The organism is Rhizobium sp. 01T444 (genome assembly GCF_056398305.1).
In genome coordinates this window covers 23,160-49,814 of the sequence record NZ_JBFTPD010000008.1, presented here as the reverse complement: position 1 = coordinate 49,814, position 26,655 = coordinate 23,160, and the positions used below count along the sequence as shown (strand labels likewise).

23 protein-coding genes are annotated in these 26,655 nt (G+C 60.7%); 13 read left to right on the top strand and 10 right to left on the bottom strand.

Translation table 11 applies throughout. From position 1 onward, the window contains the following. Nucleotides 1–15: 15 nt before the first annotated feature. The 7 genes from AC1DTN_RS13855 (at nucleotide 16) to AC1DTN_RS13825 (ending at nucleotide 7,389) form a co-directional block, all read left to right on the top strand. Nucleotides 16–1,662, top strand: a complete 1,647-nt coding sequence (locus AC1DTN_RS13855; protein WP_477921446.1) for an ABC transporter substrate-binding protein — start codon at nucleotides 16–18, stop codon at nucleotides 1,660–1,662. Nucleotides 1,663–1,721: 59 nt separating this feature from the next. Further along, nucleotides 1,722–2,699, top strand: a complete 978-nt coding sequence (locus AC1DTN_RS13850; protein ID WP_439017451.1) for an ABC transporter permease — start codon at nucleotides 1,722–1,724, stop codon at nucleotides 2,697–2,699. A 1-nt stretch (nucleotide 2,700) separates the two neighbouring features. After that, a complete protein-coding gene (locus AC1DTN_RS13845; protein ID WP_477818836.1) occupies nucleotides 2,701–3,579 on the top strand; it encodes an ABC transporter permease in 879 nt (292 codons plus the stop codon). Next, nucleotides 3,576–4,379 carry an ABC transporter ATP-binding protein gene (locus tag AC1DTN_RS13840; protein WP_477921444.1) on the top strand — a complete coding sequence of 268 codons (804 nt, stop codon included), beginning with the start codon at nucleotides 3,576–3,578 and terminating at the stop codon, nucleotides 4,377–4,379. Before AC1DTN_RS13845 ends, AC1DTN_RS13840 begins: the two co-directional genes overlap by 4 nt. Beyond that, a complete protein-coding gene (locus AC1DTN_RS13835; protein ID WP_477921443.1) occupies nucleotides 4,376–5,275 on the top strand; it encodes an ABC transporter ATP-binding protein in 900 nt (299 codons plus the stop codon). Before AC1DTN_RS13840 ends, AC1DTN_RS13835 begins: the two co-directional genes overlap by 4 nt. Nucleotides 5,276–5,344: 69 nt before the next feature. Continuing rightward, nucleotides 5,345–6,025 (top strand): spermidine synthase, encoded by a 681-nt coding sequence (locus tag AC1DTN_RS13830; RefSeq protein ID WP_477921441.1) that lies wholly within the window; start codon nucleotides 5,345–5,347, stop codon nucleotides 6,023–6,025. A 212-nt stretch (nucleotides 6,026–6,237) separates the two neighbouring features. After that, entirely contained in the window at nucleotides 6,238–7,389 is a 1,152-nt protein-coding gene (locus tag AC1DTN_RS13825; protein WP_477921439.1) for an alpha-hydroxy acid oxidase, read from the top strand. A gap of 42 nt (nucleotides 7,390–7,431) precedes the next feature. Here the strand turns inward: AC1DTN_RS13825 and AC1DTN_RS13820 are convergent, their stop codons facing one another. The 5 genes from AC1DTN_RS13820 to AC1DTN_RS13800 form a co-directional block, all read right to left on the bottom strand. Next, complete coding sequence (locus tag AC1DTN_RS13820; RefSeq protein WP_477921437.1) at nucleotides 7,432–8,310, bottom strand: ABC transporter ATP-binding protein; 879 nt, start codon at nucleotides 8,308–8,310, stop codon at nucleotides 7,432–7,434. Further along, nucleotides 8,307–9,341: an ABC transporter ATP-binding protein gene (locus AC1DTN_RS13815; RefSeq protein ID WP_310382272.1), complete on the bottom strand. Its 1,035-nt coding sequence runs from the start codon at nucleotides 9,339–9,341 to the stop codon at nucleotides 8,307–8,309. Before AC1DTN_RS13815 ends, AC1DTN_RS13820 begins: the two co-directional genes overlap by 4 nt. Before the next feature lie 4 nt (nucleotides 9,342–9,345). Further along, nucleotides 9,346–10,203, bottom strand: a complete 858-nt coding sequence (locus tag AC1DTN_RS13810; RefSeq protein ID WP_113323984.1) for an ABC transporter permease — start codon at nucleotides 10,201–10,203, stop codon at nucleotides 9,346–9,348. A gap of 5 nt (nucleotides 10,204–10,208) precedes the next feature. Continuing rightward, nucleotides 10,209–11,213 carry an ABC transporter permease gene (locus AC1DTN_RS13805; protein ID WP_477921434.1) on the bottom strand — a complete coding sequence of 335 codons (1,005 nt, stop codon included), beginning with the start codon at nucleotides 11,211–11,213 and terminating at the stop codon, nucleotides 10,209–10,211. A gap of 64 nt (nucleotides 11,214–11,277) precedes the next feature. After that, nucleotides 11,278–13,179 (bottom strand): ABC transporter substrate-binding protein, encoded by a 1,902-nt coding sequence (locus tag AC1DTN_RS13800; RefSeq protein ID WP_477921433.1) that lies wholly within the window; start codon nucleotides 13,177–13,179, stop codon nucleotides 11,278–11,280. Between the two features lie 355 nt (nucleotides 13,180–13,534). On the opposite strand from AC1DTN_RS13800, the gene AC1DTN_RS13795 reads away from it, so the two are divergent. Further along, a complete protein-coding gene (locus tag AC1DTN_RS13795) occupies nucleotides 13,535–15,163 on the top strand; it encodes a GH39 family glycosyl hydrolase (protein ID WP_439017443.1) in 1,629 nt (542 codons plus the stop codon). 64 nt (nucleotides 15,164–15,227) lie between these two features. On the opposite strand, the gene AC1DTN_RS13790 is transcribed toward AC1DTN_RS13795, so the two are convergent. Both AC1DTN_RS13790 and AC1DTN_RS13785 read right to left on the bottom strand, forming a co-directional pair. Then, nucleotides 15,228–15,899 (bottom strand): GntR family transcriptional regulator, encoded by a 672-nt coding sequence (locus AC1DTN_RS13790; RefSeq protein ID WP_439017442.1) that lies wholly within the window; start codon nucleotides 15,897–15,899, stop codon nucleotides 15,228–15,230. A 27-nt stretch (nucleotides 15,900–15,926) separates the two neighbouring features. Next, a complete protein-coding gene (locus tag AC1DTN_RS13785) occupies nucleotides 15,927–16,952 on the bottom strand; it encodes a Gfo/Idh/MocA family protein (RefSeq protein WP_477921430.1) in 1,026 nt (341 codons plus the stop codon). A 220-nt stretch (nucleotides 16,953–17,172) separates the two neighbouring features. Here AC1DTN_RS13785 and AC1DTN_RS13780 point away from each other — a divergent pair, with 220 nt between their 5' ends. The 5 genes from AC1DTN_RS13780 (at nucleotide 17,173) to AC1DTN_RS13760 (ending at nucleotide 22,406) form a co-directional block, all read left to right on the top strand. Then, nucleotides 17,173–18,885, top strand: a complete 1,713-nt coding sequence (locus AC1DTN_RS13780) for an IlvD/Edd family dehydratase (RefSeq protein WP_477921429.1) — start codon at nucleotides 17,173–17,175, stop codon at nucleotides 18,883–18,885. After that, nucleotides 18,882–19,754 (top strand): amidohydrolase family protein, encoded by an 873-nt coding sequence (locus AC1DTN_RS13775; RefSeq protein ID WP_477921428.1) that lies wholly within the window; start codon nucleotides 18,882–18,884, stop codon nucleotides 19,752–19,754. Before AC1DTN_RS13780 ends, AC1DTN_RS13775 begins: the two co-directional genes overlap by 4 nt. 107 nt (nucleotides 19,755–19,861) lie before the next feature. Further along, nucleotides 19,862–21,496, top strand: coding sequence for a GMC family oxidoreductase (locus tag AC1DTN_RS13770; protein ID WP_477921427.1), 1,635 nt, complete (start codon nucleotides 19,862–19,864; stop codon nucleotides 21,494–21,496). A gap of 55 nt (nucleotides 21,497–21,551) precedes the next feature. Then, nucleotides 21,552–21,902 (top strand): MbcA/ParS/Xre antitoxin family protein, encoded by a 351-nt coding sequence (locus AC1DTN_RS13765; RefSeq protein WP_477921426.1) that lies wholly within the window; start codon nucleotides 21,552–21,554, stop codon nucleotides 21,900–21,902. A gap of 9 nt (nucleotides 21,903–21,911) precedes the next feature. Continuing rightward, nucleotides 21,912–22,406 (top strand): RES family NAD+ phosphorylase, encoded by a 495-nt coding sequence (locus AC1DTN_RS13760; protein WP_477921425.1) that lies wholly within the window; start codon nucleotides 21,912–21,914, stop codon nucleotides 22,404–22,406. Between the two features lie 53 nt (nucleotides 22,407–22,459). Here the strand turns inward: AC1DTN_RS13760 and melA are convergent, their stop codons facing one another. The 3 genes from melA to AC1DTN_RS13745 are packed head-to-tail and all read right to left on the bottom strand — an operon-like array spanning nucleotide 22,460 to nucleotide 26,655. Further along, entirely contained in the window at nucleotides 22,460–23,824 is a 1,365-nt protein-coding gene (melA, locus tag AC1DTN_RS13755) for an alpha-glucosidase/alpha-galactosidase (protein WP_310382250.1), read from the bottom strand. A 22-nt stretch (nucleotides 23,825–23,846) separates the two neighbouring features. After that, nucleotides 23,847–25,514 carry an ABC transporter ATP-binding protein gene (locus AC1DTN_RS13750; RefSeq protein WP_477921424.1) on the bottom strand — a complete coding sequence of 556 codons (1,668 nt, stop codon included), beginning with the start codon at nucleotides 25,512–25,514 and terminating at the stop codon, nucleotides 23,847–23,849. A gap of 10 nt (nucleotides 25,515–25,524) precedes the next feature. Further along, nucleotides 25,525–26,655, bottom strand: a complete 1,131-nt coding sequence (locus AC1DTN_RS13745; protein WP_113323996.1) for an ABC transporter permease — start codon at nucleotides 26,653–26,655, stop codon at nucleotides 25,525–25,527.

The window sequence follows — 26,655 nt, the reverse complement described above, 5'->3', positions numbered from 1 at the left end:
AAAGGGGAATTTGACATGAAGAAATATATCCTGGCGGCCGCGGCCCTGACCATGATGTCAGGCTCGGCCATGGCCCAGACCATCCTGACGGCCAACATCGAGCCCGCCACGACCTGGGTGCGCAACTTCAACCCGTTCAACCAGACCTCGTCGCGCCAATCGACACTCGATTTCATCTATGAGCCGCTGGTCATCTTCAACCGCTTCGACAGCAACAAGCCGGTCTATCGCCTGGCCGAAAGCTTCAAGCTCTCCGACGACCTGAAGAGCATCGACTTCAAGCTGCGCCCGAACCTCAAGTGGTCGGACGGCAAGCCGCTGACCTCTGCCGACGTCAAGTTCACCTATGACTATCTGAAGAAATTCCCGGCGCTCGACTTCGTCAGCATCTGGACCTTCATCACCGACGTGCAGGCCGTAGACGCCCAGACGGTACGCTTCACGCTTGCCAACCCGAGCTCGCTCGCTGCCGAGCAGCTGTCGCAGCTGCCAATCGTGCCCGAGCATGTCTGGAAGGACGTTGCCGATCCGGTCACCTATGCCAACGAAAGCCCTGTCGGCAGCGGCCCGTTGACGGAAGTGCCGCGCTTCACCGGCCAGACCTACGACCAGTGCCGCAACCCGAACTACTGGGATGCCGAGCACCTGAAGGTCGATTGCATGCGCTTCCCGCAGCTCGCCGACAACAACCAGATCCTGACGGCGACCGCCGACGGTACGCTCGACTGGGGCGTTTCCTTCATTCCCGATATCGATAATGTCTATGTCTCCAAGGATCCGGCTCATTATCACTACTGGTATTCGCCGAGCAGCATGGTTGCCTTCCTGTTCAATCTCGAGACTTCGAACGAGGCCAACAAGAAGGCCTTCAACGACGTGAAGTTCCGCCAGGCGGTCTCTATGGCGCTTGACCGCAAGACGATGATCGATGTCGCCGGCTACGGCTATCCAACGCTGAACGAAGACCCGGGCCTGATGGGCGAGCTCTACAAGAGCTGGGCGGACCCGTCCGTCAAGGCCGACTTCGGCAAGTTCGGCGCCTATGACGCCGATGCCGCCAAGGCGCTGCTTGATGCAGCAGGCTATGTCGACAAGGACGGCGACGGCCTGCGCGACAATCCTGACGGCTCGAAGATCTCCTTCTCGATCATTGTTCCGAATGCCTGGACGGACTGGATCGACACTGTCAACATCGCCATCGAAGGCATGCAGGCCGTCGGCATCGACGCCAAGATCGAGACGCCGGAAGAAGCCGTCTGGACCTCCGACCTCATCGACGGCAAGTTCGATGCGGCGATCAACAGCCTGCCGGCCTCGGCCTCGCCCTACTACCCCTACAAGCGCGCCTTCAGCGCCTCGGACAAGGGCAAGACCCGCTTCACCGCGCAGCGCTGGTTCAGCCCGGAAGTGGAAGATCTGGTGACCCAGTTCACCCACACGGCCAACCTCGACAAGCAGAAGGAAGCGATGAACAAGGCACAGCGCATCGTTGCCGAAAACATGCCTGTCATCCCGGTCTTCAACAATCCGAACTGGTATCAGTACAACACCAAGCGCTTCACCGGCTGGTCGACCAAGGAAAACCCCTTCGTCAATCCGTCCATCTCGCGTACCAACCCGGCACGTCTTTTGAACCTGCTGGCGCTTGAGCCGGTCAAGTAAGCCACTAGAAACGGCAGGAGCGGCGCGCCAAGCGCCGCTCCTGTTTTGACGGAGTCCCCATGGCCTTTCTGCTTCGCCGCCTCGCCTTTTACCTGGCGGCCTTCATCGCGGCAGCGACGATCAATTTCTTCCTGCCCAGGCTGATGCCGGGCGATCCCGTGCGCATCATGTTTTCGAGTGCGGGTGCCGAACTGCCGCCGGAAAGCCTGCAGGCGCTGAAGCTCACCTTCGGCTTCGTCGACGGGCCGCTCTGGCAGCAGTACCTGACCTATCTCGGCAGTATCTTTACCGGCGATCTCGGCCGTTCGATCAAATATTTCCCGCTGCCGGTCACGTCTGTGCTCGGCCACGCATTGGTGTGGACCGTCGGTCTGATGGGCACGGCGACGATCATCAGCTTCGCAATCGGCACCTTCCTCGGCATCGTCGCAGCCTGGCGTCGCGGCAGCAAATTCGACGTCATCGTCTCGATCGGCGCGATCTTCGCGACGTCGGTACCGGCCGTCGTCACTTCGCTGATCGTGCTGTTTTTCTTCGGTTTCACCCTCGGCTGGTTCCCGAACGGCTATGCGGCCGATCCCTCGCTCGATCCGGCCTTCAGCTTCCAATATATCGGCAGCGTCGCCTATCACGGCATCCTGCCGATGATCACGCTCTGCACCGTGCTGGTCGGCGGCTTTACCGTCACCATGCGCAACAACATGATCAACCTGCTCGGCGAGGACTATATTGTCATGGCCCGCGCCAAGGGTCTTTCCGACCGGCATGTCATGCTTTGGTATGCAGCTCGCAATGCGTTGCTGCCGACCGTTTCGAGCCTAGCGATTGCCATCGGCACCATTCTCGGCGGCTCGCTGGTGACGGAGGTCGTCTATAACTATCCCGGCCTCGGCAACATCCTCTATCAGGCGATCCTTGCCCGCGATTATCCCGTCATCCAGGGCCAGCTTCTCATCATGACCGCGACCATGCTGATCGCCAATTTCATCGTCGATGTCAGCTATGTGCTGCTCGATCCGCGACTGAAGGGAGCGTGAGATGAAGAGCCTGCTCCGCAATCGCAAGGCGCTGATCGGCCTCGCCATCATTGCCTTCATCATCATCGTCGCGATCGCAGCCCCCTTGCTGACGCATTATGATCCCGCCGCCCGTACGGGCCGTCCGCATCAGCCTCCATCAGCCGAACATATTCTCGGCACGACGCGCATCGGCCAGGACGTTTTTGCCCGCTTGATCTATGGCGCGCGCACCTCGCTTGCCGTCGGCTTCGGCGCCGGCCTGTTGATCACCGCCGTCGGTACTGCCCTTGGCATCATCTCCGGCTATCGCGGCGGCAAGACGGACGAGGTCATCAGCTTCTTTACCAACATGGTGCTCGTCGTGCCGAACCTGCCGCTGCTGCTCGTTCTCGCAGCTTTCATCGGCCAGGCGAGCCCGATCGTCATTGCGCTTATCCTTGGCGGAACGTCCTGGGCCTGGGGTGCGCGCGTGACCCGCGCCGAAACGCTCTCCGTCAAGCAGAAGGACTATGTCAAATCGGCGGAGATGATGGGCGAGCCGCAATGGCGCATCATGACATTCGAGATCTTCCCCAATGTGATTTCCATCGTCGGCATCAATTTCATCGGCAGCGTCATCTTCGCTATCATCACCGAAGCGACGCTGGAATTCCTCGGCCTTGGCGATCCGCGCGTCGTCTCCTGGGGCACCATGCTTTATAATGCGCAGAAGGCCTCCGCGCTTTCGGTCGGCGCCTGGTGGGATATCCTGACACCCTGCTTCGCGCTCGCCTTCCTCGGCATCGGCATGTCGCTGCTGAATTTCGCCGTCGACGAAATTGCCAATCCGCGCCTGCGCACTGGCAATCATCTGAAGCGCTGGTCCCTGCTCATCCGCTCCGGGGAGGGTCGCCTGTGACGCAACCGTTGCTTTCCGTGAAGAACCTCACCATCGACTATATCGGCGAGGAGAAGGACTTTCGCGCCGTCGACAATGTCAGCTTCGACGTGGCACCGGGCGAGGTCTTCGGCCTGGCCGGCGAATCCGGCTGCGGCAAGAGCACGATCGCCTTTGCCATCAGCCGCCTGCACAAGCCGCCGGCGCTGATCCGCAAGGAGAGCCAGATCCTGCTTGCCGGCCGCGATGTGCTGGACCTTGACCCGAAGGCGCTTGCCGCCTTCCGTTGGCGCGAAGTCGCCATGGTCTTCCAGAGCGCCATGAACTCGCTGAACCCGGTGCTGCGCATCGAGGACCAGTTCTATGACGTGCTGCGCACCCATAAGGGCATGACCAAGGCCGAGGCGCGCGAGCGCACCGCCGAGATGCTGCGTCTGGTGGATATCGCGCCGGATCGCATGCGCAACTATCCGCATCAGTTTTCCGGCGGCATGCGCCAGCGCATCGTCATCGCCATCTGCATGGCGCTCGATCCACAGCTTGTCGTCATGGACGAACCGACGACGGCGCTCGACGTCGTGGTGCAGCGGGAAATCCTGCAGCGCATCAACGAACTCAGGAAACAATTCGGCTTCTCCGTGCTCTTCATCACCCACGATCTCGGCCTGATGGTGCAGTTCTGCGACCGGATCGGCATCATGCTGCAGGGCAAGCTCGTCGAGCAGAACGATGCAGAGGCGATCTACAAGACCCCGCAGCACGAATACACCAAAAAACTCTGGGCCTCCTTCCCCTCGCTTCACGGAGGCGTGCTGCTATGAGCGATGCCATCCTCGCGCTCGACAAGGTCACCAAGACCTTCGGTCACGGCGCTTCCACGGTTCATGCCGCCCGCGCCATCTCCTTTTCGCTGCATGCCGGCCGCGCACTGGCGCTGGTCGGCGAATCCGGCAGCGGCAAGACCACCTGCGCCCGCATGGCGATGCGCGAATATTCACCGACCACGGGACAGATCCTCTACGAGGGCCGCCCCGTCGAAGGCGCCAAGGCGGACGAGATCGCCCGCTACCGCCGTTCGGTGCAAATGATCTTCCAGGATCCCTTCGCGTCGCTGAATCCGGCGCACACGATCGCCCATCATCTGCAGCGGCCGCTAAAGCTGCACCGTCCGGATATTCGCGGAAAGCAGATCGACGCCACCGTGCGCGAACTGCTTCAGCGCGTGAAGCTCGATCCCGATATTGTCGCGCCGAAATATCCGCACGAACTTTCGGGCGGCCAACGCCAGCGCGTCAATATCGCCCGTGCGCTCGCAGCCCAGCCGGACGTGATCGTCGCCGACGAGCCGACTTCGATGCTCGATGTCTCAGTGCGCCTCGGCGTTCTCAATCTCCTGAACGAGATGAAGAAGGAGATGAATCTCGGCCTGCTCTACATCACCCACGATATCGCCACCGCCCGTTATGTGGCGGAGGATATTGCCGTCATGTATTCCGGCCAGATCGTCGAATGGGGCAATACGGCCAAGGTGATCGACAATCCGCTGCATCCTTACACCCGGCTGTTACTCTCGGCCGTGCCGGATCCGGACGTGCGCTTCGACGATCCCCGCACGCACCTGCAGCCGCAGGAGGTCGAGGATATCCGCCGCCGTTCCGCCGCGCCGCAGGACCAGGTGGTGGAACACGAGCCGGACCATTTCGTGCGCATGGTCTGAGCAGGGCTTGCTGGCTTCAACCGTCGCCCTATGCTAGGGGACGGTCCCTTTCAGCGAGACGAAACCGCCATGCTTCCCTGGATCCAGCTCGATTCCGCGACCATTCCCGGCGAAGGCGGGCAATTGCGGCTGAAGCAGCGCGGATCGGAATTTTCCATCATGCTCGGCACAAACGAGCTGATGAACAGCCGCCTCAGCGGCTCGGAAGAAGCGCTCGCCACGCTGTCATTCGAGCGGATCAAATCGCATCCTAAGCCGAAAATCCTGATCGGTGGCCTCGGCATGGGCTTTACGCTGCGGGCAGCACTGGCAGTTGTGCCCGAGGATGCCGGTGTCGTCGTCGCTGAATTGGTGCCGGCGGTCGTCGCCTGGGCGCGAGGTCCAATGGCGGAGGTCTTCAAGGGCTGCCTCGACGATCCGCGTGTCTCGATCCATCAGGGCGATGTCGGCGAGGCAATCAGTGCCGGAAAGGCCGGCTATGACGCTATCCTGCTCGACGTCGACAACGGCCCTGACGGGCTGACCCGCAAATCTAACGACCGGCTGTATGATTTTGCCGGATTGAAATCCTCCCGCGAGGCGCTCCGCCCCGGCGGCGTGCTCGCCGTCTGGTCCTCAGGGCCTGATCCATCCTTCACGCGCCGGCTGAAGGATAGCGGCTTTGCGGTCGATACGATCAATACGCGCGCCAACGGCAAGCGCGGCGGTGCACGTCATGTCATCTGGCTGGCGATGAAGCCCACCCGCTGATCCGGCGTCTCCGCAACGCATGTCATCTCGCGTGGCCGTCGGGCAATAAATTGCGCCTTTCTCTCACAAGGCGACGGAAGCGCACTCAAGAGAGCTTGAGATTGGTGCGATAATAATCGTATCCCATAGGTCATGGATCGCGAAGACGAGGAGGTCTCGCGGCCGCTCATCGGCTGGAGGCATGACGTGCCAGCCCTCGATTGGATACGAGTATGCGCCTTTCAGACTGCCATAATTTCCATGACTTCCGCCGTCTCGCCAAGCAACGCCTTCCGGGGCCGATCTTCAACTATATCGATGGCGCGGCGGACGATGAGGTGACCTACAGGCGCAATACATCTGCTTTCGAGAGCTGCGATCTTCTGCCGAGCGTGCTGCGCGGCGTCAGCGAGGTCGACATGTCGGTTACCGTCATGGGCCAGAAACTTGCCATGCCGGTCTATTGCTCGCCGACGGCCCTGCAGCGGCTCTTTCATCACGAGGGTGAACGGGCGGTCGCCCATGCCGCCGGCAAATTCGGCACGATGTTCGGCGTGTCGTCGCTCGGCACGATCAGCTTGGAAGAGGCGCGTAAGATCAGCAGCGGACCGCAGGTCTATCAGTTCTATTTCCACAGGGATCGCGGCCTCAACAGAGAAATGATGGCGAGAGCCAAGCAGGCCGGCGTGCAGGTGATGATGCTGACCGTCGACAGCATCACCGGTGGCAACCGTGAGCGCGACAAGCGCACCGGCTTTGCCATCCCCTTCAAGCTCAATCTGTCAGGCATGGCGCAGTTTGCCGTCAAACCGGCATGGGCCATCAATTATTTCACGCATGAGAAATTCCGCCTGCCCCAGCTCGACAGCCATGTCGACATGGGCAGCGGCACCATGTCGATCAGCCGCTATTTCACCGAAATGCTCGATCCCGCCATGAACTGGGACGACGTCGCCGACATGGTGAAAATCTGGGGCGGACATTTCTGCCTGAAGGGCATCATGACGGTCGAGGATGCCAAACGCGCGATCGATATCGGCTGCACTGGCATCGTACTTTCCAATCACGGTGGGCGTCAGCTCGACGGTTCGCGCAGCGGCTTCGACCAGCTCGCGGAAATCGTCGAGGCCGTCGGAGACCGGATCGATGTGATGGTCGATGGCGGCATCCAGCGCGGCACCCATGTGCTGAAGGCACTGTCGCTTGGCGCCAAGGCCGTCGGCGTCGGGCGCTACTATCTGTTCCCGCTTGCGGCAGCTGGCCAGGCAGGCGTCGAACGGGCGCTCCTGCAGATGCGAACCGAAATCGAGCGCGGCATGAAGCTGATGGGTTGCGCCTCGGTCAGCGAGCTCTCGGCCGGCAATCTGCGTTTCCGCGCATCCTGACACCGAGAACATGGCCGCGCGCCATCTCGGGGCGTGACCTTATCAGGCGCTGACGATCTCCCGGCGCGCAAATGCGCCGGCATCCTGCTGACGCTGGCGAATGATCGTCGACGCCTCACGAGGATCAGGCGGCAGCACGGCATTCTTCAAGGCGATCGAATATTCGTGCTGCGGATTGTCGAGCACGGTGCGTGCATCGCCGCTTTCGACCACCACGCCCTTGCGCATGATGATGACACGGTCGGCGATATAGTAGGCGGTCGCCAGATCATGGGTGATATAGATGATCGACACCTTCAGCGTATCACGCAATTCGCGGAAGAGGTTGACGATCGACATTCGCAGCGATGCATCCACCATCGAGACCGGCTCGTCGGCGACGATGAGTTTCGGTTCGGGAATGAGCGCGCGTGCCACCGCAATACGCTGGAGCTGGCCGCCCGACAATTCATGCGAATACCGTCCACGAACCTCCGCAATGGAGAGGCCGACTCGCTGCAGCGCCGTATCGGCCAGCGCCTCCCTGTCGGCGCGGCTCTTCGCACCCTTGAAGCGATGAGCGGTGGCATACAGATATTCGTCGATGCGTGTCAGCGGATTGAAGGCTTCGAACGGATTCTGGAAAACCGGCTGGACCCTGGTCATGAAGGCTTCACGGGCGTTTCGGCTGCGAATATCGCCGATATCCGCACCGTCGAAGCGGATGGTGCCGCGATCAGCCTTCTCATTGCCAAGGATCATCTTGGCAAGCGTGGATTTGCCGGAGCCGGATTCGCCGACAATCGTGAAGATCTCGGGCCTGTCAGCCTCGAGCGCGAAGCTGACCTCGTTGACTGCCGTCATCTTCGCACGCGAGAAGAAGCCGCCGATCGGAAAGAGCTTGGTGACGTCTTCAAGTTGAAGAAGGTGTTCGCCGCTCATTGGATTTTGTACTCCCCAGCCCTGAAACATGCGACACGCCCGCCGGTCGCGCTTGGCTGCATGACGGGCACCTCCTTCGAGCATCTGTCGATTGCAATCGGACAGCGCGGGTGGAAGCGGCATCCCGAAGGCGGGTTCGAGAGCGCCGGCGGTTTGCCTGGTAGGCTTTTTCTGGTTTTCGTATCGCCGATCCGCGGCAGACTGCCGATCAGGTGAACCGTATAGGGATGTTGCGGATTGTCGAAAATCGCCTGCGTCGGCCCCTCTTCGGCCAGCCGCCCGGCATACATGATCGCGAGGCGATCGGTGATTGCGGCATGGACGGACATATCGTGGGTTACGAAGATGACCGAGGCTTGCATGCGCGTCTGCACCTCCTTGATCAATGCCAGAACATCCTGCTGCACCAGAACGTCGAGCGCTGTCGTCGGCTCATCGGCGATGATGAATTCCGGTTCGCAGACGGTCGCGAGCGCAATGGTCAGTCGCTGGCGCATGCCGCCTGAGAGTTGATGCGGAAAGGCTTCGAGCACATGCGGATCGAGATGCAGGCGGGCGAGATGCGCCTCGATCCGCTCACGAAAGGTAGCCGGATCAAGGTTCATGTGCCGGAAGGCGAAATCGTTGAAAGCGTGCTTCACGCGCCGGACCGGGTTCAGCACGTTCATCGAGCCTTGCATGATATAGGACAGGTGGCGCCAGCGCGCAGACCGCATTTTCTGCGGTTCGCCGTAGACGTCGATCAGCTTTCCATCGAAGTTGAAATTGACGGTGCCGCCGACGACCCGCATCGGCGGACGGATGGCCCCGGCAAGCGTCTTGATCAACGAGGTCTTGCCGCTCGAGGATTCTCCGGCGATGCCGTAGATCTCGTTCTTGCGTACCGTCAGGCTGATGTCATCGACGGCGCGAATCTCGCGCCGGACGCCGAAATAGTCGTTGACGTAGTAGCATTTCAGCCCGTCGATCGTCAGCGCGTCCCGGGAGTTTTCGACGAGGGTCAAGGGCGCTTTCCTCAATAGGTTCTGCATCGTCTCAGGCTCCCATCCGGGCCAGCCGCGAGCGGGGATCGATATATTCGTTGACCGACATGGCGAGCATGAAGAGGCCGAGGAAGAGGATCACCACGAAGAGCATCGGGAAGGCTACCCACCACCAGATGCCGGCGACCATGGCGGAATGGGCATTGGCCCAATAGATCATGCCGCCGATCGTCGGTCGGTTGATGTCGGAGAAGCCAAGCACGGACAGCGTCACTTCCAGGCCGATCGCCCAGATGAGATTGTTCATCGTCGTGAAGAAGACGATCGGCATCACATAAGGAAGATGCTCGCGGATAAGGATCTGCGACGTGCGCATGCCCGCGAAGACCGCATGTCGGGTGAACTCGCGGTGGCGGAGCGAGAGCGCCACTGAGCGGATCAGCCGGCTGTCATGTGTCCAGCCGAGCAGGGCCGCGACGATCGCCAGCATCGACCATGTCATCTGGTCGCGCAGCACGAAGACCAGGAGAAGCAGGATCGGAATGTTGGGCAATGCGCCGAGTGTATCGTTGATGCCCATGATGATCTGGTCGGTGCGTCCGCCGATATAGCCGGAGACCAGGCCGACGACCAGCGCAATGAGGCGGCTGATGACGGCAACGATGATGCCGAAGAGGAGCGTGTTGCGAAGCGATGCTGCAATCTGCCAGAACACCTCCTGGCCGCGCGATGTCGTGCCGAACCAGAATTCTGCAGACGGCGGCATATCGGGGGCGACGACATAGATGGCATTCTCGTCATAGGGTGAGAAGAAGGAGGCCACGATCAGGCCGAGAATGATCAGGATCAGGATCGTCCCGAACAGGAATTCCTTGTTATAACGGAGCAGGTCTCTGAGGATCTTGAACATCGCAATTATCCCAGTTTCACGCGCGGATCGATCAGCGGATAGATGATGTCGATCACGAAGACGGCGGAGGCGACGGCAATGATGGCAATCGTCGTCACGCCGAGCACCAGGCTGTAGTCACCGGAATAGATCCCTGAAATCAACAACTTGCCGATGCCGGGGTAGTTGAAGACGAATTCGACGATGACGGCGCCGCCGAAGACATTGCCGAGGCTGAGCGCGAGCCCCGTGACCTGCGGCAGCATGGCATTGCGGGCCACATAGTGCGAAAAGATGCTGCGTGAACGTACGCCCCCGAGTTCGGCATAGACCACATGGTCGTCGGTGACGATGTTGGAGACGAGCGAGCGCATGGAGATGAACCAGCCGCCGATGCCGACGAGCACCAGCGTCAGCGCCGGCAGGATGCCGTGTTCGATGACCGAGCTGATGAAGGCCCAATTGAAAGCAGGCGCGAGGTTGACCTGCGCGCCGTCACTGATCGGCAGGATCGGCCAGATGAAACCGAAGAGGATGACGAGGCTGAGGCCGATAATGTAGGTCGGGATCGGCTGCAGCGCCATGATGACGATGCCGGCGAGCTTGAGAAGCCGGCTGTTGCGGAAATAGCCGGCAAGCGCGCCGAGCAGATTGCCGATGATCCAGGCAATGATGGTTGCAAGCGTCAGCAGGCCGACGGTCCAGGGCAAAGCGCGGCCGATGACCGTCATGACGGGTGTCGGGAAGGACGACAGCGAGGGACCGAAATCGCCGGTCAGCACGCGCCCCCAGAAGGTGAAATACTGATCGAGAAGCGGGCCGCCGGTTCCATAGAGCTCCCGCAGCGACTGTCGCAGAATTTCGACTGCCTGCGGGTCGGTCGAGCCGAAGCTCGTCAGCAGCGACACCGTTTGCTCCACCGGATCGACCGGCGAGAAATGCGCGATCAGGAACGCAAGCGTGATGCCGGTGACGACGACAAAAAGGAACTGCAGGAAACGTTTGCCCGTATAGATCAGAAAGCCATTCATGGCATCCACCCTCCAATAGCAGAAGGGGCGGCCGGCTGCCCGGCCACTCCCCATATCGACGCGGTCAGTTCTTGGGAGCGGCCGGATTGGCCTTCAGGCCGACCACCATGTAGCGGATGTTCGACCAGTTCGGACCCGAGGCGGAATAGGGGTTTTCAGCACTCGGATAGTTGGTCCAGTAGGTCGTGTCGAACGGCGCAAACTTGTTGTAAGCCATCAGCGGGATCATCGGCATCTCTTCGACGGCGAGCTTCAGGAAGTCCTGGCCGATCTTGGTGACATCAGGCGAATCGAAAGCGATGGACCGGTTTTTCGCGATCAGCTGATCGAGGCGCGGATCCTGCCAGCGCTGCAGGTTGCGCGGCGGCTGAATCTGGCCGAGTGGCTTGATGAACTCCGAATGGTAGCTGTCCAGGAAGAAGGACAGGTCCGGATGACCGCCCCAGGTTTCGATGCTCCAGTAGATCGCCGCTTCGAAATCGCCGGTGCTGAGACGCTGACCGTTGGTCGGTCCGGCAACGTCGACCTTGGTGGCAATGCCGTTCTGGCTCCATTGCTGGGCGATGACCGTGCCGGCACGTGCCAGCGTCGGAATGGCATCGCCTTCCACTTGCAGGCGGATCACAAACGGCGTGCCGTCAGGTTTCAGCCATTGATTGCCGCTCTTCTTGAAACCGGCCTTCTGTAGGAGCTCGGTTGCGGCCTGGACGTCCTGCTTCCACCAGCCGAAGCCGAAGGTGCGCTGCAGCTGTTTCGGATCGGTCGGGATCTGGTCGCCCCACTGACCGCGGACCATCGTGGCGATCTGGGCCGAGATATTGGGGTCATAGGGCTTGATCTTGCGGCTGCCGGTATCGAGCTCGAAATTGGTGAGCCAGTCCTGCATCGGCGCGTAATAATCGTCCGGTGCTGAGCCGGTCGGCGGCGTGGCAAGGGCTGCAAGATTGGCAGCACCGCGATAGGAACCGAGTGCCACGGCGCGGATATCGATCATCAATGCCAGCGCCCAGCGGACATCCTTGTTGTCGAAAGGCGGCTTCTTGGTGTTGAGCAGTACCGACGGCAGGGTCGGATCGGGATGGGCGAAGGGGAAGCCTTTCAGCCATGAGGCGACACTCTTGCTGTCACGCATCATGGCAAACATGCCCTCGGGCGCCATGTCGTTGATGACATCGAGATTGTGATTGCGCTGTTCGATGACACGGGCCTCCGGGTTACCGGCAGCACGGTAGACGACATATTTGACCTGCGGCGGCTCCTTGGCGGCCATGCCAATCGAAGTGCGCTGCCAGTCGTCACGCAGTTTCCAGATGGTCCAGTTGCCGCCCTTGTCATAGCTCTGCAATACATAGGCACCGAGCGATACCGGCGGATTGTTTTTGAATGCCAGGGGATCGCCGGCCTTTTCGAAGACATGCTTCGGCATGATCCAGGCAGCGTTCCAGCGCACGGTAAACAGCGTGTGGAAACGCGAATTGGGTTTCTTCAGATGGAAGACGACCGTCTGCGGATCGGGATTCTCCACGCTGGCGACATTGACAGTGAAGGGCGCGCTCCAGGACATGCCGGGATGGTCGATCTGCGTCCGGACCGTATAGGCCACGTCATCACTGGTGAATTCGACGCCGTCACTCCAATAGATGCCCTTGCGCAGCTTTACCGTCATTTGGGTGAAATCGGCATTGTAGGCAGGCGGCTCGGTTGCCAGCGCGTTCTGCCAGGCATCCGGACCGCCCTCCGGATTGATGAACCAGAACGTGTCGGTCGTCAGCTGCTGCAGGCCGTTGACATTGGCTGCGCCGCCACCGCCGGGCGCCCAGACGTTGAACCAATCCGCATTCTGCTGCGGCGTGCCCTGGATGATCAACGTTTCATTGCGCGGGATGCCGGCAATGAAATCCTGCGCGTAAGCAGGCAGAGCGGCGAGAGACAATAAGGCAATGACTGCAAATCTAGGGAACTTCATCGGACGCTCCTCCTCCTTGACCCGCAGGCGCGGGCGCTTCCCGTAATCCGTTATCGATCGCGTTCCGGCAAAAGCGTCTGCATAGGGACCTGATGGCCCGCATGACTCCTCCAGACGCTGAGCTTCGCCTCTGCATTTATCGACAATTTTTCGCCAAACGGCAACAGGTAATTTTTAGAATGCCAAAAACTATCGGAAATTCGGGCATTTTCCAATCGCCATGCAAGTGTGATTTTTTATATTATTGACAAAATGGTCATTTCGCATAGCTTTTGGCAGCGAGCGCGGCGCCCTCCCAAGACGGCCGCACTTCATCACCATATTGGTCGGTTGGCCTTCGGGAGGAGGCTGAGGCATGACCGTTCAAGAGGAAAAGACGATGACGAGTTCCTATGACGTGACCATCAACGTTCACGCCGGCCGGCCGACCGGGCCATACAGACCACTGTGGAACTGGTTCGGTTATGACGAGCCGAACTACACTTACTCCCCGCACGGCAAGAAGCTCCTGAAAGAGCTGACCGAACTCAGCCCCGTCGCTCCGCGCATTCGCGCACATAATCTCTTGACGAGCGGCGACGGCAAGCCGGCCCTGAAATGGGGCTCGACCAATGCCTATAGTGAGGATGCAAACGGCAATCCCGTCTACGACTGGACGATCATCGACCAGATCTTCGATGCCTATGTCGAGGCTGGCAACATCCCGCTGATCCAGATCGGCTTCACACCGGAAGCGCTTTCCGATTTCGATGGCCCCTACAAGCATCATTGGGAGCCGGCAGACCGGTATGCGACTATCACCACCGGCTGGACAGCGCCGCCGAAGGACCTGAAGAAATGGGGAGACCTGATCGAAGCCTGGGCGCGGCACCTCGCCGATCGCTACGGCGAAGACGTGGTCTCGTCCTGGCCCTGGGAAGTGTGGAACGAGCCCGACGGCCACTACTGGACCGGCACGATCCCGGAATTCTGCGCCATGTATGATGCGAGCGCGCGTGCCGTGAAGCGGGCCTTGCCTAAGGCCCGTGTCGGAGGCCCGCACACCTGCGGCGCATTCGCCAATGAAAAAGCGCAGACCTTTCTGCGCGCCTTCCTGCGCCATGTCGTCGAGAACAAACCACCGCTCGACTTCATCGCCTTCCATGCCAAGGGAAATCCGGTCATCTTCGACGGGCATGTACGCATGGGCCTGCACAAGCAGCTACGCGACATCGAGACCAATCTTGCCATCATCAACGAATTCCCCGAGCTTCGGCACCTGCCCGTCGTCATCGGCGAATCCGACCCGGAAGGCTGCGCTGCCTGCTCGGCGCGCGTCCATCCGCAGAACGGCTATCGCAACGGCCCGCTCTACGGCGTCTATGTCGTCGAAAGCATGATCCGCACCTATGAACTGTCGCGCCGCGCCAATATCGAGATCGAAGGGGCCGTCACCTGGGCCTTCCTCTTCGACGACCAGCCCTATTTCGACGGCTTCCGGGATCTCGCCACCAACGGCGTCGACAAGGCCGTGCTGAACGGCTTCCGCATGCTCGGCAAGCTCGGCGGCCAGTGGCTCGAATCGGAGAGCGACTATCGCCGCGATATCGAAGACATCATGAGCCACGGCGTTCGCGACAAGCCCGACGTCAATGTCGTGGCGACCCGCGACGACAGGGGCGTCTCCGTTCTCGTCTGGCACTATCATGACGATGACGAGGCAGGCCCCGCTGCAGAGGTCAGCCTTTCCATCGATGGCTGGGGCAGCCGGCCGGCCGCACTCAAGCACTTCCGCATGGACGAGCAGCATTCCAACTCCTTCCGCATCTGGAAGGAAATGGGCAAGCCGCAGCATATCGAGGGCGCCGATTACGCCACGCTCGAAGCCTCCGGCAAGCTGGCTGAGATCGACGACAAGGCATCGGTTTCCGTCACGGACGGCAAGATCGATCTCCGCTTCTCCCTGCCGCGTCAGGGCGTTTCTCTCCTTCGCCTGGACTGGTGAGACGGCAGGAAAAGAGGGGGCGCAACCCTCCAAGTTGCGCTCCCTGACCCTCTGAAGAATAGCTCTAGTGTTCGCTCACATAGGCGAGGTAGCGCCTCTTGCTCGGCTGCAGATGGTCGACGCAGAGCTGCGCCAGGACCCAATTGTCCCTGCCCTTCAGCATCTCGATCATCAGCCGGTGATGTTCGTGCGAGGTCTGCAGCGATTCCTTGCTCGACATGGAATTGGCGCGCACCGGCAGGCTGAGACGCATGTAGAGCTCGATCGACTGGACGAGATGGGAATTGCCGCAGGCGCTGAAAAGCGTCAGATGGAACTTGTCGTTTGTCTCGTGCACGCCGCGAAGGTAGCCGGATTCGACGTGCCGGCCATGCTCTTCGTGCAGGGCCGTCAGTTCGGCGATCAGCTCGTCGGGCGCCGGCAACGGAATCCAGAGTGCCGCCTGCCTCTGCAGAAGCTCGCGCACGTCATAGATCTCCTGCACCTGTCTTGATGTCAGCGAGCGGACAGTTGCGCCCTTATTGCGTTCGCGCACGACGATACCCATCGTCTCCAGCTGGACGATCGCCTGGCGCGCGAAGTGTCGCGTCACATGGAAGCGCGCAAGAAGCGTATCCTCGGTCAGACGAGTACCAGGCGCCAGCCGTCCGAAGATGATGTCTTCTTCGAGCGCGCGCGCAATGCTCAGATCGTCGTGTTCGGTCTCGTCTTCACGGCTTTCGTTGAGCGTCTGCATCAATAGGTCCTCCGGGGGCAGGCCATCTTATCGCGGTTTGTCTTCAGCGTCGAACCGGCTCAGCCGATAGATGTCTTCGACCAGCGCCAGCGTCTTCAGATTATCGTCAGGCACGGTCTCCATCACTGCTCGGCCCTCCAGACCGTCAAGGAAATGCGCGATCGTCGCATCATAGGCGCCCTGGTAGACGGCATCCGCATCGAATTCCTCCTCGCGCTCGGCATGGCCCGTTGCCGAAAGACGGCTTCCATACAATTCCAGCGTCGCCTGCGTGCCAAAAATCCGTAGATGATCGCGCGGCGTCGGCGGCGCGCCATGCACCGCCAGATTGGCGTTTACAGTGACGATCACCCCGTCGTCCAGACGGCGCAGAATGACGAAGGCAACATCTTCGGCGACAATGTCGTCATTGCTGCGCTCAAGCCGTGCGGCAACCACCTCCATCTCGCCGAACAGGTAGCGCAGCGTATCCAGATGATGGATCATCACCTCCATGACCAGCAGACGCTGCTGCCTGCGGAAAAACGGCTGGCGGATGAGCGCTGGCCTGTTGCCGTCAGCATCGGCGATCATGCCGCTTGAGAAGAATTCGAACTGGACCTGCCTGATATTGCCGGCAATCCCCTCCTCCAGCCAAGCCTTTAGCCGCCGGTAATAGGCGCGAAACCGCCAGTTCTCGTGCACCATCAAGCGGATCGACGGCGGCAGACCGGCAACGAGAGCGACTGCCTGGTCGTAATCGGGCGCGAGCGGCTTCTGGCAGAGAATATCGACGCCCTTGGCCGCCGCCAACTGCACGAGTTCCACATGCATCTCGCGCGGGGCGCAGATATCGACGGCGTCGAGCACTTCTTCGGTCAGCATGACCTGCGCGCTCTCATAAGTACGGGGGATGCCGAAACTCTTGCTCCTGGCCGTGCGGGCCACCACCGAGGGGTCGGCAATCCCAACGACCTCCGCACGGGCCGACTGCTTCATCCATGCCGGCAGGTGGTACTCGCTGACCCAGCCGGCGCCAATGAGCCCTACCCGCTTTCGCCTGATCTCGGCCATGCCTTGCTCCATCTCATTTTATCGATAATTTAGAGGCTATCCCGCCGAATGCCAATGCGCAACGCGAGATTAAAATTGAAATTATCGCGAATTATCTTGATGTTTCTCGGTCAAATTTGATGACCGCGGCGATGAGTATGCGTATCGACGCATCTTCTTTATTGACAATCATGCATATCCCACTAGGCTTGAACTCAATTTAAGGGACGAGGGAGGAACAATGTCGAGTGGTCTTCGTCGCAAGCTGACGAGTTACGGCGATCAGGGTTTCTCCCTTTTCCTCAGAAAGGCCTTCATCAAGGCCATGGGCTATTCGGACGATGCTCTCGATCGCCCGATCGTGGGGATTGCCAATACCTACAGCGATTTCAACCCCTGCCATGGAAACGTGCCGCAACTCATCGAAGCTGCCAAACGCGGTGTCATGCTGGCCGGCGCAATGCCGATGGTCTTCCCGACCATTTCCATCCACGAGAGCTTCGCCTCGCCGACCTCGATGTATCTTCGCAACCTGATGGCGATGGAAACCGAGGAGATGATCCGCGCCCAGCCGATGGATGCCGTGATCCTGATTGGCGGCTGCGACAAGACCCTGCCGGCGCAGATCATGGCCGCTGCCAGCAGCGATATCCCGGCAATCTTCCTGCCGACCGGGCCGATGGCCGTTGGCCACCATAAGGGTGAGAGGCTCGGCGCCTGTACCGATTGCCGCCGTTTCTGGGGGCGTTTCCGTGCCGGGGAAATCGACGAGGCGGAAATTACCGACGTCAACAACAAGCTCGCTAGCTCGATCGGCACCTGCACGGTGATGGGAACGGCAAGCACCATGGCCAACCTGACCGAAGTGATGGGCCTCTGCCTGCCGCGAGCAGGATCGGCGCCCGCCGCCGAATCCGAGCGCGTGCGGCTTGCCGAAGAGACCGGCCGCGTTGCCGCCGGACTGGCAGCCAACCCGGATGCGCCGACGGTGCGCGATATTCTGACGCCTTCGGCCATCCGCAACGGCCTTGTCGCCTTGCAAGCTATGGGCGGCTCGACCAATGCCGTCGTTCACCTTGCCGCCATCACGGGGCGCCTTGGCATTCGTCTCGACATGGCCGAGCTCGACAGGCTCGGCAAGATCATCCCACTTCTCGTCGACCTACAGCCGTCCGGCCAGCATTATATGGAGCAGTTCCACGAGGCCGGCGGTGTGCAGACGCTCTTGAAGGCGGTGCGCCACGAGATCGACGACAGCCAGCAGACGATCTATGGCAGGACGATCGGCGAGGTAATCGATGCGGCTCCCGACGAGCCCGGCCAGACGATCATCCGCACGGTCGATAAACCGTTGAAGCCTATCGGCACGATTGCCGTGCTCCACGGCAATCTGGCGCCTCGCGGCGCGGTCATCAAGCAATCGGCGGCATCGAAGGATCTGCTGCAGCATGAGGGCCGAGCAGTGGTCTTCGATTCCGTCGAGGACATGACCCTGCGGATCGATAGCGACGACCTCGATGTCAGCGCCGACGATATTCTCGTGCTGCGCAATGCCGGCCCGAAAGGCGCGCCGGGCATGCCGGAAGCCGGCTATCTGCCGATCCCGCGCAAGCTCGCGCGCCAAGGCGTCAAGGACATGGTGCGCATCTCCGATGCCCGCATGAGCGGCACCGCCTTCGGCACGATCGTGCTGCATATTGCCCCGGAGGCTGCGGCCGGCGGGCCGCTGGCGATCGTGAGAACCGGCGACCGCATCCGCCTCGACGTCAAGGAGAGACGCATAGACCTCGCCATTGACCAAGCGGAATTCGACCGACGCATGGCAGAGCTTGGAGAAATATCGGCTGCCGAACCGGCGCGCGGCTATGCCAAGCTTTATCACACGCGCGTGCTGCAGGCCGATGAAGGCGCCGATTTCGATTTCCTCCAGCATGAGGATCTGGAACAGAAATGAGCCTGGTGGACAGTCAAGCGCCACTTTGCCTGCCGCGCCTGCCGCTGACCCGTGCTCCAGCAACGCCGCTGCCGCAGGGCACGATCGATACACATTTCCACGTCTTCCGGTCGGACGCGCCGCTGAATACGCCGCGTAGCTACACGCCAGATATCGCAACGACTGCCGACTGGATCGCCTTTGCCGACCGGCTGGGCATCGGCAGGGGCATCACCGTGCAGCCGAGCGTCTATGGCCTCGACAACCAGGTTCTGGTCGAGGCATTGGCCGCCTTTCCGGACCGGTTGCGGGGCATCGTCGTCATCGATCCCGAGACAGGCCCTACGGAGATTGCCCGGCTCGACCGGCTTGGGGTACGCGGCGTGCGTATCAACACGCGCAACAAGGGCGGCCTACCGCTTACTGCGGCCGAAACGCTCGCGGTTAGCATCCGCGATTTCGGCTGGTCGCTGCAGCTTCAGATCAGCCCGGACCAGATCGATAACCTTGCCGGGCGGCTGCCGCATCTGGGCGTCCGCTTCGTCATCGATCATCTGGGCTTCATACCGCTCGCCGACGGCGCATGGCGCCAACATCTTCCTGCTCTCCAGAGGCTCGCCGATAATCCCGGCGGCTACGTCAAGCTCACGGCTCCCTACAGGCTGACGCGCGAGCGGGGCTATGCAGGTTTTGCCGAGGTGGTGGGCGCATTTGCCACCAGCCATCCGGAAAAGCTGCTTTGGGGCAGCGACTGGCCCCATACCGAGCTCTGGAGCGACATGCCCGATGACGCCGACCTGATCGACGGGATGCAGGACGCAATCGGCAACCCCGAACTTGCCCGCAAAATCTTCATCGAGAATGCCGAAACGCTATTCTTTGGGCGTTGAGCGCAACGCGCCTTGACGATCGCCAGTGGCATCTATGTCATTGTTGTCGCTCGCTTTGCCAGTCGATTGCGAGTCGGCCAATACCATCATCCCGGTTCGGAGGAAATGTGAACAAGACCTACGACTTCATCATCGCCGGCGGCGGATCCGCGGCCTCGGTCGCCGCCATGCGGCTGGTGCGGGATTTTGGATTTTCGGTCCTCATCATCGAGCGCGGACCGCGCGAGACCGCAAGGCTGATGTCCTTTCCAGCCGGCTACATGAAATATCTCGCGCGCAACGATTTCCTCGAAATGCATCATACCGTGCCGCAAGCGCAGCTCGGCGGCCGCGGCCCTATCGTACCGGTTGCACGAGCGCTCGGCGGTGGCAGTGCGGTCAATGCCATGGTCTATATGCGCGGCCAAAAGGAAGATTACGACAGCTGGGCCGCCTATCTCGGCAACGGAACCGAATGGTCCTACGCGGACATGCTGCCGCATTTCAAAGGCATTGAAGCCAATAGCCGCTTCAACAATGAATTCCACGGCATTTCCGGCAATCTGCGTGTTTCCGAACCGCGCCATATCTCAGATACGACCGAGGATTTCATCCTCGCCGCACAGGGGCTCGGCCACCCCTATAATCCTGATTTCAACGGTGCCAGACAGAACGGCGTCGGCATCATGCAGCACACCTTTGCCAAATGGGGTCGCCGCACGGAACGGTCGGATGCCAAGAAGGCTTTCCTCGACCCGCTCTTGGGAGACAGCCGTCTCGACATCATCACCGAAGCGCGCGTCGACCGCCTCATCGTCAGGAATGGCCGCGCGGTCGGCGTCGCCTATACGCGGGGTGGCGAGACGCGCGAAGCCATGGCTGAACGCGAGGTGCTGGTTGCCACGGGAACCTATAATAGCGCCAAGCTGCTAATGCTGTCAGGCATCGGCCCTGCCGATCATCTGCGCGAACACGGCATCGCTGTCATCGCCGATCTGCCCGGCGTCGGCGCCAATCTGCAGGATCATCACGAAGTTCCCGTCATCGCCACCACGAAGGGCAAGTCGGGCTACTTCGGCGAAGACAAAGGCTGGCCGATGATCCGCAACGGGTTGCAATATCTGCTCTTCGATTCCGGGCCGGTGACGACCACAGGGATCGAGTCCTGCCTCTTCTACGATCCGGACGGCGGCGAGCGGCCAACGATCCAGCTCTATTGCGCGCCGATCGTCTATCTCGACCGCGACGTCTCCTCGGCCAAACCGACCTGGGGCGTGACCTTTACCTCCTGCCTGCTGCGGCCGAAGGCGCGCGGCAGCGTGAAGCTACGCTCGGCCGACCCCGCCGACCAACCGCTCGTCGACTGCAATTTCTTCGGCGATCCCGATGATCTGCGCCTGACGCTCGCATCCCTGAAGACGGCGCGACGGCTTCTGGAAACGGAACCCTTCCGTTCCAAGATCGCGATGGAAATCCTGCCGGGCAAAACGCTGCAAGACGAGGAAGCGCTGACGAAATTCGCCGGCCAGACGGTGAAGACGAACTACCATCCTTCCGGGAGCCTGCGCATGGGGCCGGATAACGATCCGATGGCAGTCGTCGATGGCTCGCTGAAGGTTCGCGGGCTCGACGGGTTGCGGGTGATCGATTGCTCGATCATTCCCTTCATTCCATCGGGCAACACCAACGCGCCAGCCATGGCAATCGGCTCCAAGGCGGCTGAGATGATCGGTAACGATTACCGGCAGAACGTCAGCCATTGAACGCCGCTTATTTTGACGCTATATAACGTCAGTATAAACGGCATGGAGATGGATCATGGGCCTCGCACAATATGCAGATGACGGGCTGTTTGCACCGCGCAAGATCGCCGATGCCTTCCGCACGACGAGCGAGGAGATTGCCCGCACCGCCGGTCTCGGCAAGGATGCGATCCAGCGCAAGGACCGCCTCCGCTCCGACAAGACGCAGAAGCGCCTGCGCGAAATGATCGAAGTCGTCAACAAGGTCGAACCCCGCTTCGGCTCGGCGCTGATGGCCTATGCCTGGTATCGTTCCGAGCCCTTATCGGGCTTTTCAGGCCAGACTGCCATGCAGCTGGTTCGCAACGGACGGGCGGAGGACGTTCTCGATTATATCGATGCGATCGATGCCGGCGTCCACGCCTGATCCCCGATAATGCGCTACGAAGGAAAGCTCTATCGGGCGCTGAACCCGATCTATGCACGCCAGCCGCTTTCCGGTCGGGGCGCCGAACTCTATGGCGGACGATTCAATTCAAAGGGAATGCCGGCACTTTATACGTCGCTATCCGTGCTGACGGCGCTCAGAGAAGCCAATCAGGTCGGCAGCCTGCAGCCGACCACCCTCGTCTCCTACGAGGCCGATATCGAGCGCGTCTTTGACACAAGGGACGAGGCCGCTCTTCAGGTGCTCGGCATGGATGCCGAAACGATTGCCGCAGCAAGCTGGCGCGACGAAATGAAGGAAAAAGGGGAAGCAAGGACACAGACCTTCGCACGTCGGCTCGTGTCCGATGGCTATCATGGCCTCTTGGTCAGAAGTTTTGCGCCCGCGGCCAGACGCGACGATCTCAATCTCGTGCTTTGGCGATGGAGCGACACGCTCCCCTTCCGTCTAGCCCTAATCGACGACGAAGGCAGGTTATCCTGAACCATCAGGATCAGCGCCGGCGTATCGGCCAGCGCTGATCCTATTCGTGTGCCTCAGGCCGCGCGCACCTTGCTCGGCCGCGCCCATTCCGGCAGCCAGTCGCCATGGGTGGCGAGCAACTCATCCACCAGCGACCAGATCTGATCGAGGTCGAGCTCGGCAGCCGTATGCGGATCCATCATCGCAGCATGATAGATATGTTCCGGATTTTCCGTCATCAGTGCCTGAACCGTCAGTTCCTGGACATTGATATTGGTGCGGATCAGCGCGGTCAGCTGCGGCGGCAGGTCGCCGATATAGGTTGGCTGGATGCCGGAGGCATCGACCAGGCAGGGGACTTCGGCAGCGCAATTGGCCGGCAGCGAGGTGATGCAGCCATTATTGCGGACGTTGCCGTAGATAACCGAGGGTTCGCCGGTCCAGACCGAATTGATGATCGAGGAGGCATATTCCTTCGATTCATTGACCTCGATCTTGTCGGCCGAGCGATAGGTTTCAGCCTGGCCCTTCCAGCGGGCGATCTGCTCGATGCAGCGCTTCGGATATTCATCGAGCGGAATGCCGAATTTCTCGATGAGGTCCTCGCGACCTTCCTTGATGAAGTAAGGTGTGTATTCGGCGAAATGCTCCGAGCTTTCGGTGACGAAATAGCCGAGACGCGTCAGCATCTCGTAACGCACCTTGTTGGGGCAGCGCGGGTTCCAGCCGGGCTTCGGCGCACGTCCCTCGCGATAGGCGCGTACGAGATCCGGATAGAGGTTCTTGTAGGAACCATCCGGCTGACGATGCTCGAACTTCAGGTAGAAGGCCATGTGGTTGATGCCGGCCGAGCGGTAGCGGATTTCGTCATAGGGGATGTCGAGATCATGGGCGAGCTCCATTGCCGTGCCCTGCACGGAATGGCAAAGGCCAACCTGCTTGATGTCAGGATATTTCTCGGCGATCGCCCAGGTGTTGATCGCCATCGGGTTTACATATTGCAGCATGATGGCGTTGGGGCAGACCGCACGAATATCTTCGCAGATCTTCCAGAGATGCGGCACGGTCCGCAGGCCACGCATGATGCCGCCGACGCCGAGCGTGTCGGCAATCGTCTGGCGCAAGCCGTATTTCTTCGGCACCTCGAAGTCCGTCACCGTGCAGGGTTCGTAACCGCCAATCTGGAAGGCGACGACCACGAAATCGGCGCCCGACAGAGCCTTGCGCTGATCGCCGTAGGTCTCGGCCTTCGCCTTCACACCAAGTGTCGAAATCAGCTTGTTGACGACGATGGCGCTTTCTTCCAACCGCTGCGGGTTGATGTCCATGAGCGCGATCGTAGCCCCCGACAGCGCCGGACGCTGCAGGATGTCGCCGACGATGTTCTTCATGAAAACGGTGGAGCCAGCTCCGATGAACGCTATTCTGGGATTTGCCATATGAACCTCCGGCATTCTGAAATCAGGCTACCTCGAAAGCGGCTTTGACAAGCCGTTCGGTGTAGGGTGTCTTGGGATTGGAAAGGACTTCGTTGACGGGTCCCTCTTCCATGATCTTGCCGTGCTGCATGACGATGACACGGTGGCAGAGGGCACGCACGACCTTCAGGTCATGCGAAATGAAAAGGTAGCTCAGACCGCGCTCATCCTGCAGCTTGCGCAGGAGCTCTATGATCTGCGCCTGGACGGAGAGGTCGAGCGCCGAGGTCGGCTCGTCGAGCAGGATGAATTCCGGCTCCAGTGCGATCGCCCGCGCAATAGCGATGCGCTGACGCTGCCCACCGGAAAATTCATGCGGGAAACGCGAGAGGATGTTGCCCGGCATGCCGGCGGAGACCAGAGCTTCGCGAACCCTGTCCAGACGTTCGCCCTTGGTGGCGCCGAGCTTGTTGACGACCAGCCCTTCCTCGATGATCTGACCGATCGTCATGCGCGGATTGAGCGACGAGAACGGGTCCTGGAAGACGACCTGCATGCGCGAGCGCAAGGGCCGCATTTCCGCCCGTGACTTGCCGTGGATCGGCTGGCGGTCGAAATAGATCTCGCCATTGTCCGTGTCACTGAGCCTGAGAATAGCCTGACCGAAGGTCGTCTTGCCCGAACCGGATTCACCGACGAGGCCCAGCGTCTCGTGTCGCCGCAGCGTCAGATTGAGACTGTCGACGGCGACCAGTTCGCGCAGCTCCGGTCTGAAGAAGCCGCCATGGCGCAGCATGAAGGAGACGCGCACGCCGCGGGCGTCGAGAATGATATCCGATCCCTCCGGCAGCGGGTTGGCCTGGCCACGCGGCTCTGATCCCAAAAGATGCTTCGTATAGGGATGTTGCGGATTGGCGAAGAGCTGCTCGGTTATATTGTGCTCGCGCATCTCGCCATGCTGCATCACGTAGACATAGTCGGAGAACTTGCGCACGACCGTCAGGTCGTGGGTAATCAGGATCACTGCCATCCGCAATTCCGTCTGCAGATTGCGGATGAGATTGAGGATCTGCGCCTGGACGGTCACGTCGAGCGCCGTCGTCGGCTCGTCGGCGATCAGCACATCGGGATCATTGGCAAGCGCCATGGCGATCATCACGCGCTGGCGCTGACCGCCAGAGAGCTGATGCGGATATTGCCGCAGGCGCGCTTCGGGATCGGGGATCTGCACCTGCTTCAAAAGCTCCAGCGCCTTAGCGTCGGCCTGTCTGCGGCTCATCTTGCGGTGGACGCGGATCGCTTCGACGATCTGGCTGCCGATCGTATAGATCGGGTTCAGCGAACTCATTGGCTCCTGGAAGATCATCGAGATCCGGTCGCCGCGCAGCCTGCGGCGGGCCTTCTCCGAAACTTTCAGGATATTGGCGCCATCATACTCGACGCTCGAGCGCGGCGAGATGACCGCACGCTTGGACAGCAGCCCCATGACGGTACGTGCCGTCACCGACTTGCCAGAGCCAGACTCCCCGACGATGGCAATCGTTTCGCCGCGGTATAGCTGGAAGGAAATGTCCTTCACGGCTTCGACGGTGCCATGCTCGACCTTGAAATTCACGCCGATATTGCGCGCGTCGATGATCGGGCTCTCCTTGCGGCCATCATGATCGTGACGGACGGGCGGGGCGAAGGAACTAACGAGAGCAAGGGCCATCTTCATCACCTCAATAGGGATCGACCGCATCACGCAGACCGTCGCCCAGCGCATTGAAGGCAAAGACGGTGATCAGCACGAAAGCGACAGGAGCGAGAATCCAGGGATAGGTTCCGATGACCGAATAATTGGCCGTATCCTGCAGCATCAAACCCCAGGAAATCAGCGGCGGCTTTACGGCGAAGCCGAGGAAGCCGAGGAAGGATTCGAGCAGCACGACGCTTGGAATATGGATGGTGACGGCGACGATCACGTGGCTCATCACATTCGGGAAAATATGCTGGAAGATGATGCGCCGGTCGGTCGCGCCGACCGCCATTGCCGCCCGCACATATTCGATACGCGCCAGCGCCAGCGTCTTGCCGCGCACCTCGCGCGACATCTGCGCCCAGCCGAGCGCCGACATGACGAAGATCACGAAGGCGAGGAAGACGTTGGTCGGCGCGGTGATCGGGATCAGCGATGTCAGCGCCAGGTAAAGCGGCAGTTGCGGGAAAGCGAGTACCAGCTCGACGAAACGCTGCACCCAGACATCGAAGGCGCCGCCGTAATAGCCCGAGACCATGCCGACCGTCGTGCCGACGACAGTGACGATGAAGACTACTGTCAGGGCGATCATCAGCGAGATGCGCGAGCCGATGATGGCGCGCGACAGCACGTCACGACCGAACTTGTCGGTGCCGAGGAAATGCACCGGCTGGCCATCCACCGTGCCGAAGAAATGGCGATTGGCCGGGATGAGACCGAGCAGATTGTAGTCCGAACCCTTGACGAAGAAGCCGAGCAGACGCGGATTGTCGTAATCCACGCCGACGACCGGCTGGAAGGTAACCGGATCGAGCTCTTCGGAATCCGCCAGCGCATAGACGCGCGGCCAGACGAGACTGCCTTCCTTGTCATGGATGCTGATGAGCTGCGGCGGCGCAAAGCCGACATCGGTCGCCTTCGGGTCCATCGGCGCAAAGAAATCGGCAAAGACAGCCATGATGATTAAGAGGCCAACGAGGATCAGACCGATCATGCCGGTCCAGGAGCGCCGCAGCCGGCGCCAGACCAGCGCCATATAGCTCTCATTGCCATGGTGGGTATTCTTGACCGCTTCTTCATGCGGTGGCGGCGGGGAAGAGTCGAAGGCAAACAT

Bases quoted from the DNA above. Each gene is read 5' to 3' on its own strand.
- AC1DTN_RS13855 (WP_477921446.1), top strand. From the start codon at position 16: ATGAAGAAATATATCCTGGCGGCCGCGGCCCTGACCATGATGTCAGGC.
- AC1DTN_RS13850 (WP_439017451.1), top strand. From the start codon at position 1,722: ATGGCCTTTCTGCTTCGCCGCCTCGCCTTTTACCTGGCGGCCTTCATC.
- AC1DTN_RS13845 (WP_477818836.1), top strand. From the start codon at position 2,701: ATGAAGAGCCTGCTCCGCAATCGCAAGGCGCTGATCGGCCTCGCCATC.
- AC1DTN_RS13835 (WP_477921443.1), top strand. From the start codon at position 4,376: ATGAGCGATGCCATCCTCGCGCTCGACAAGGTCACCAAGACCTTCGGT.
- AC1DTN_RS13830 (WP_477921441.1), top strand. From the start codon at position 5,345: ATGCTTCCCTGGATCCAGCTCGATTCCGCGACCATTCCCGGCGAAGGC.
- AC1DTN_RS13825 (WP_477921439.1), top strand. From the start codon at position 6,238: ATGCGCCTTTCAGACTGCCATAATTTCCATGACTTCCGCCGTCTCGCC.
- AC1DTN_RS13820 (WP_477921437.1), bottom strand. From the start codon at position 8,310: ATGAGCGGCGAACACCTTCTTCAACTTGAAGACGTCACCAAGCTCTTT.
- AC1DTN_RS13815 (WP_310382272.1), bottom strand. From the start codon at position 9,341: ATGCAGAACCTATTGAGGAAAGCGCCCTTGACCCTCGTCGAAAACTCC.
- AC1DTN_RS13810 (WP_113323984.1), bottom strand. From the start codon at position 10,203: ATGTTCAAGATCCTCAGAGACCTGCTCCGTTATAACAAGGAATTCCTG.
- AC1DTN_RS13805 (WP_477921434.1), bottom strand. From the start codon at position 11,213: ATGAATGGCTTTCTGATCTATACGGGCAAACGTTTCCTGCAGTTCCTT.
- AC1DTN_RS13800 (WP_477921433.1), bottom strand. From the start codon at position 13,179: ATGAAGTTCCCTAGATTTGCAGTCATTGCCTTATTGTCTCTCGCCGCT.
- AC1DTN_RS13795 (WP_439017443.1), top strand. From the start codon at position 13,535: ATGACCGTTCAAGAGGAAAAGACGATGACGAGTTCCTATGACGTGACC.
- AC1DTN_RS13790 (WP_439017442.1), bottom strand. From the start codon at position 15,899: ATGCAGACGCTCAACGAAAGCCGTGAAGACGAGACCGAACACGACGAT.
- AC1DTN_RS13785 (WP_477921430.1), bottom strand. From the start codon at position 16,952: ATGGCCGAGATCAGGCGAAAGCGGGTAGGGCTCATTGGCGCCGGCTGG.
- AC1DTN_RS13780 (WP_477921429.1), top strand. From the start codon at position 17,173: ATGTCGAGTGGTCTTCGTCGCAAGCTGACGAGTTACGGCGATCAGGGT.
- AC1DTN_RS13775 (WP_477921428.1), top strand. From the start codon at position 18,882: ATGAGCCTGGTGGACAGTCAAGCGCCACTTTGCCTGCCGCGCCTGCCG.
- AC1DTN_RS13765 (WP_477921426.1), top strand. From the start codon at position 21,552: ATGGGCCTCGCACAATATGCAGATGACGGGCTGTTTGCACCGCGCAAG.
- AC1DTN_RS13760 (WP_477921425.1), top strand. From the start codon at position 21,912: ATGCGCTACGAAGGAAAGCTCTATCGGGCGCTGAACCCGATCTATGCA.
- melA (WP_310382250.1), bottom strand. From the start codon at position 23,824: ATGGCAAATCCCAGAATAGCGTTCATCGGAGCTGGCTCCACCGTTTTC.
- AC1DTN_RS13750 (WP_477921424.1), bottom strand. From the start codon at position 25,514: ATGGCCCTTGCTCTCGTTAGTTCCTTCGCCCCGCCCGTCCGTCACGAT.
- AC1DTN_RS13745 (WP_113323996.1), bottom strand. From the start codon at position 26,655: ATGTTTGCCTTCGACTCTTCCCCGCCGCCACCGCATGAAGAAGCGGTC.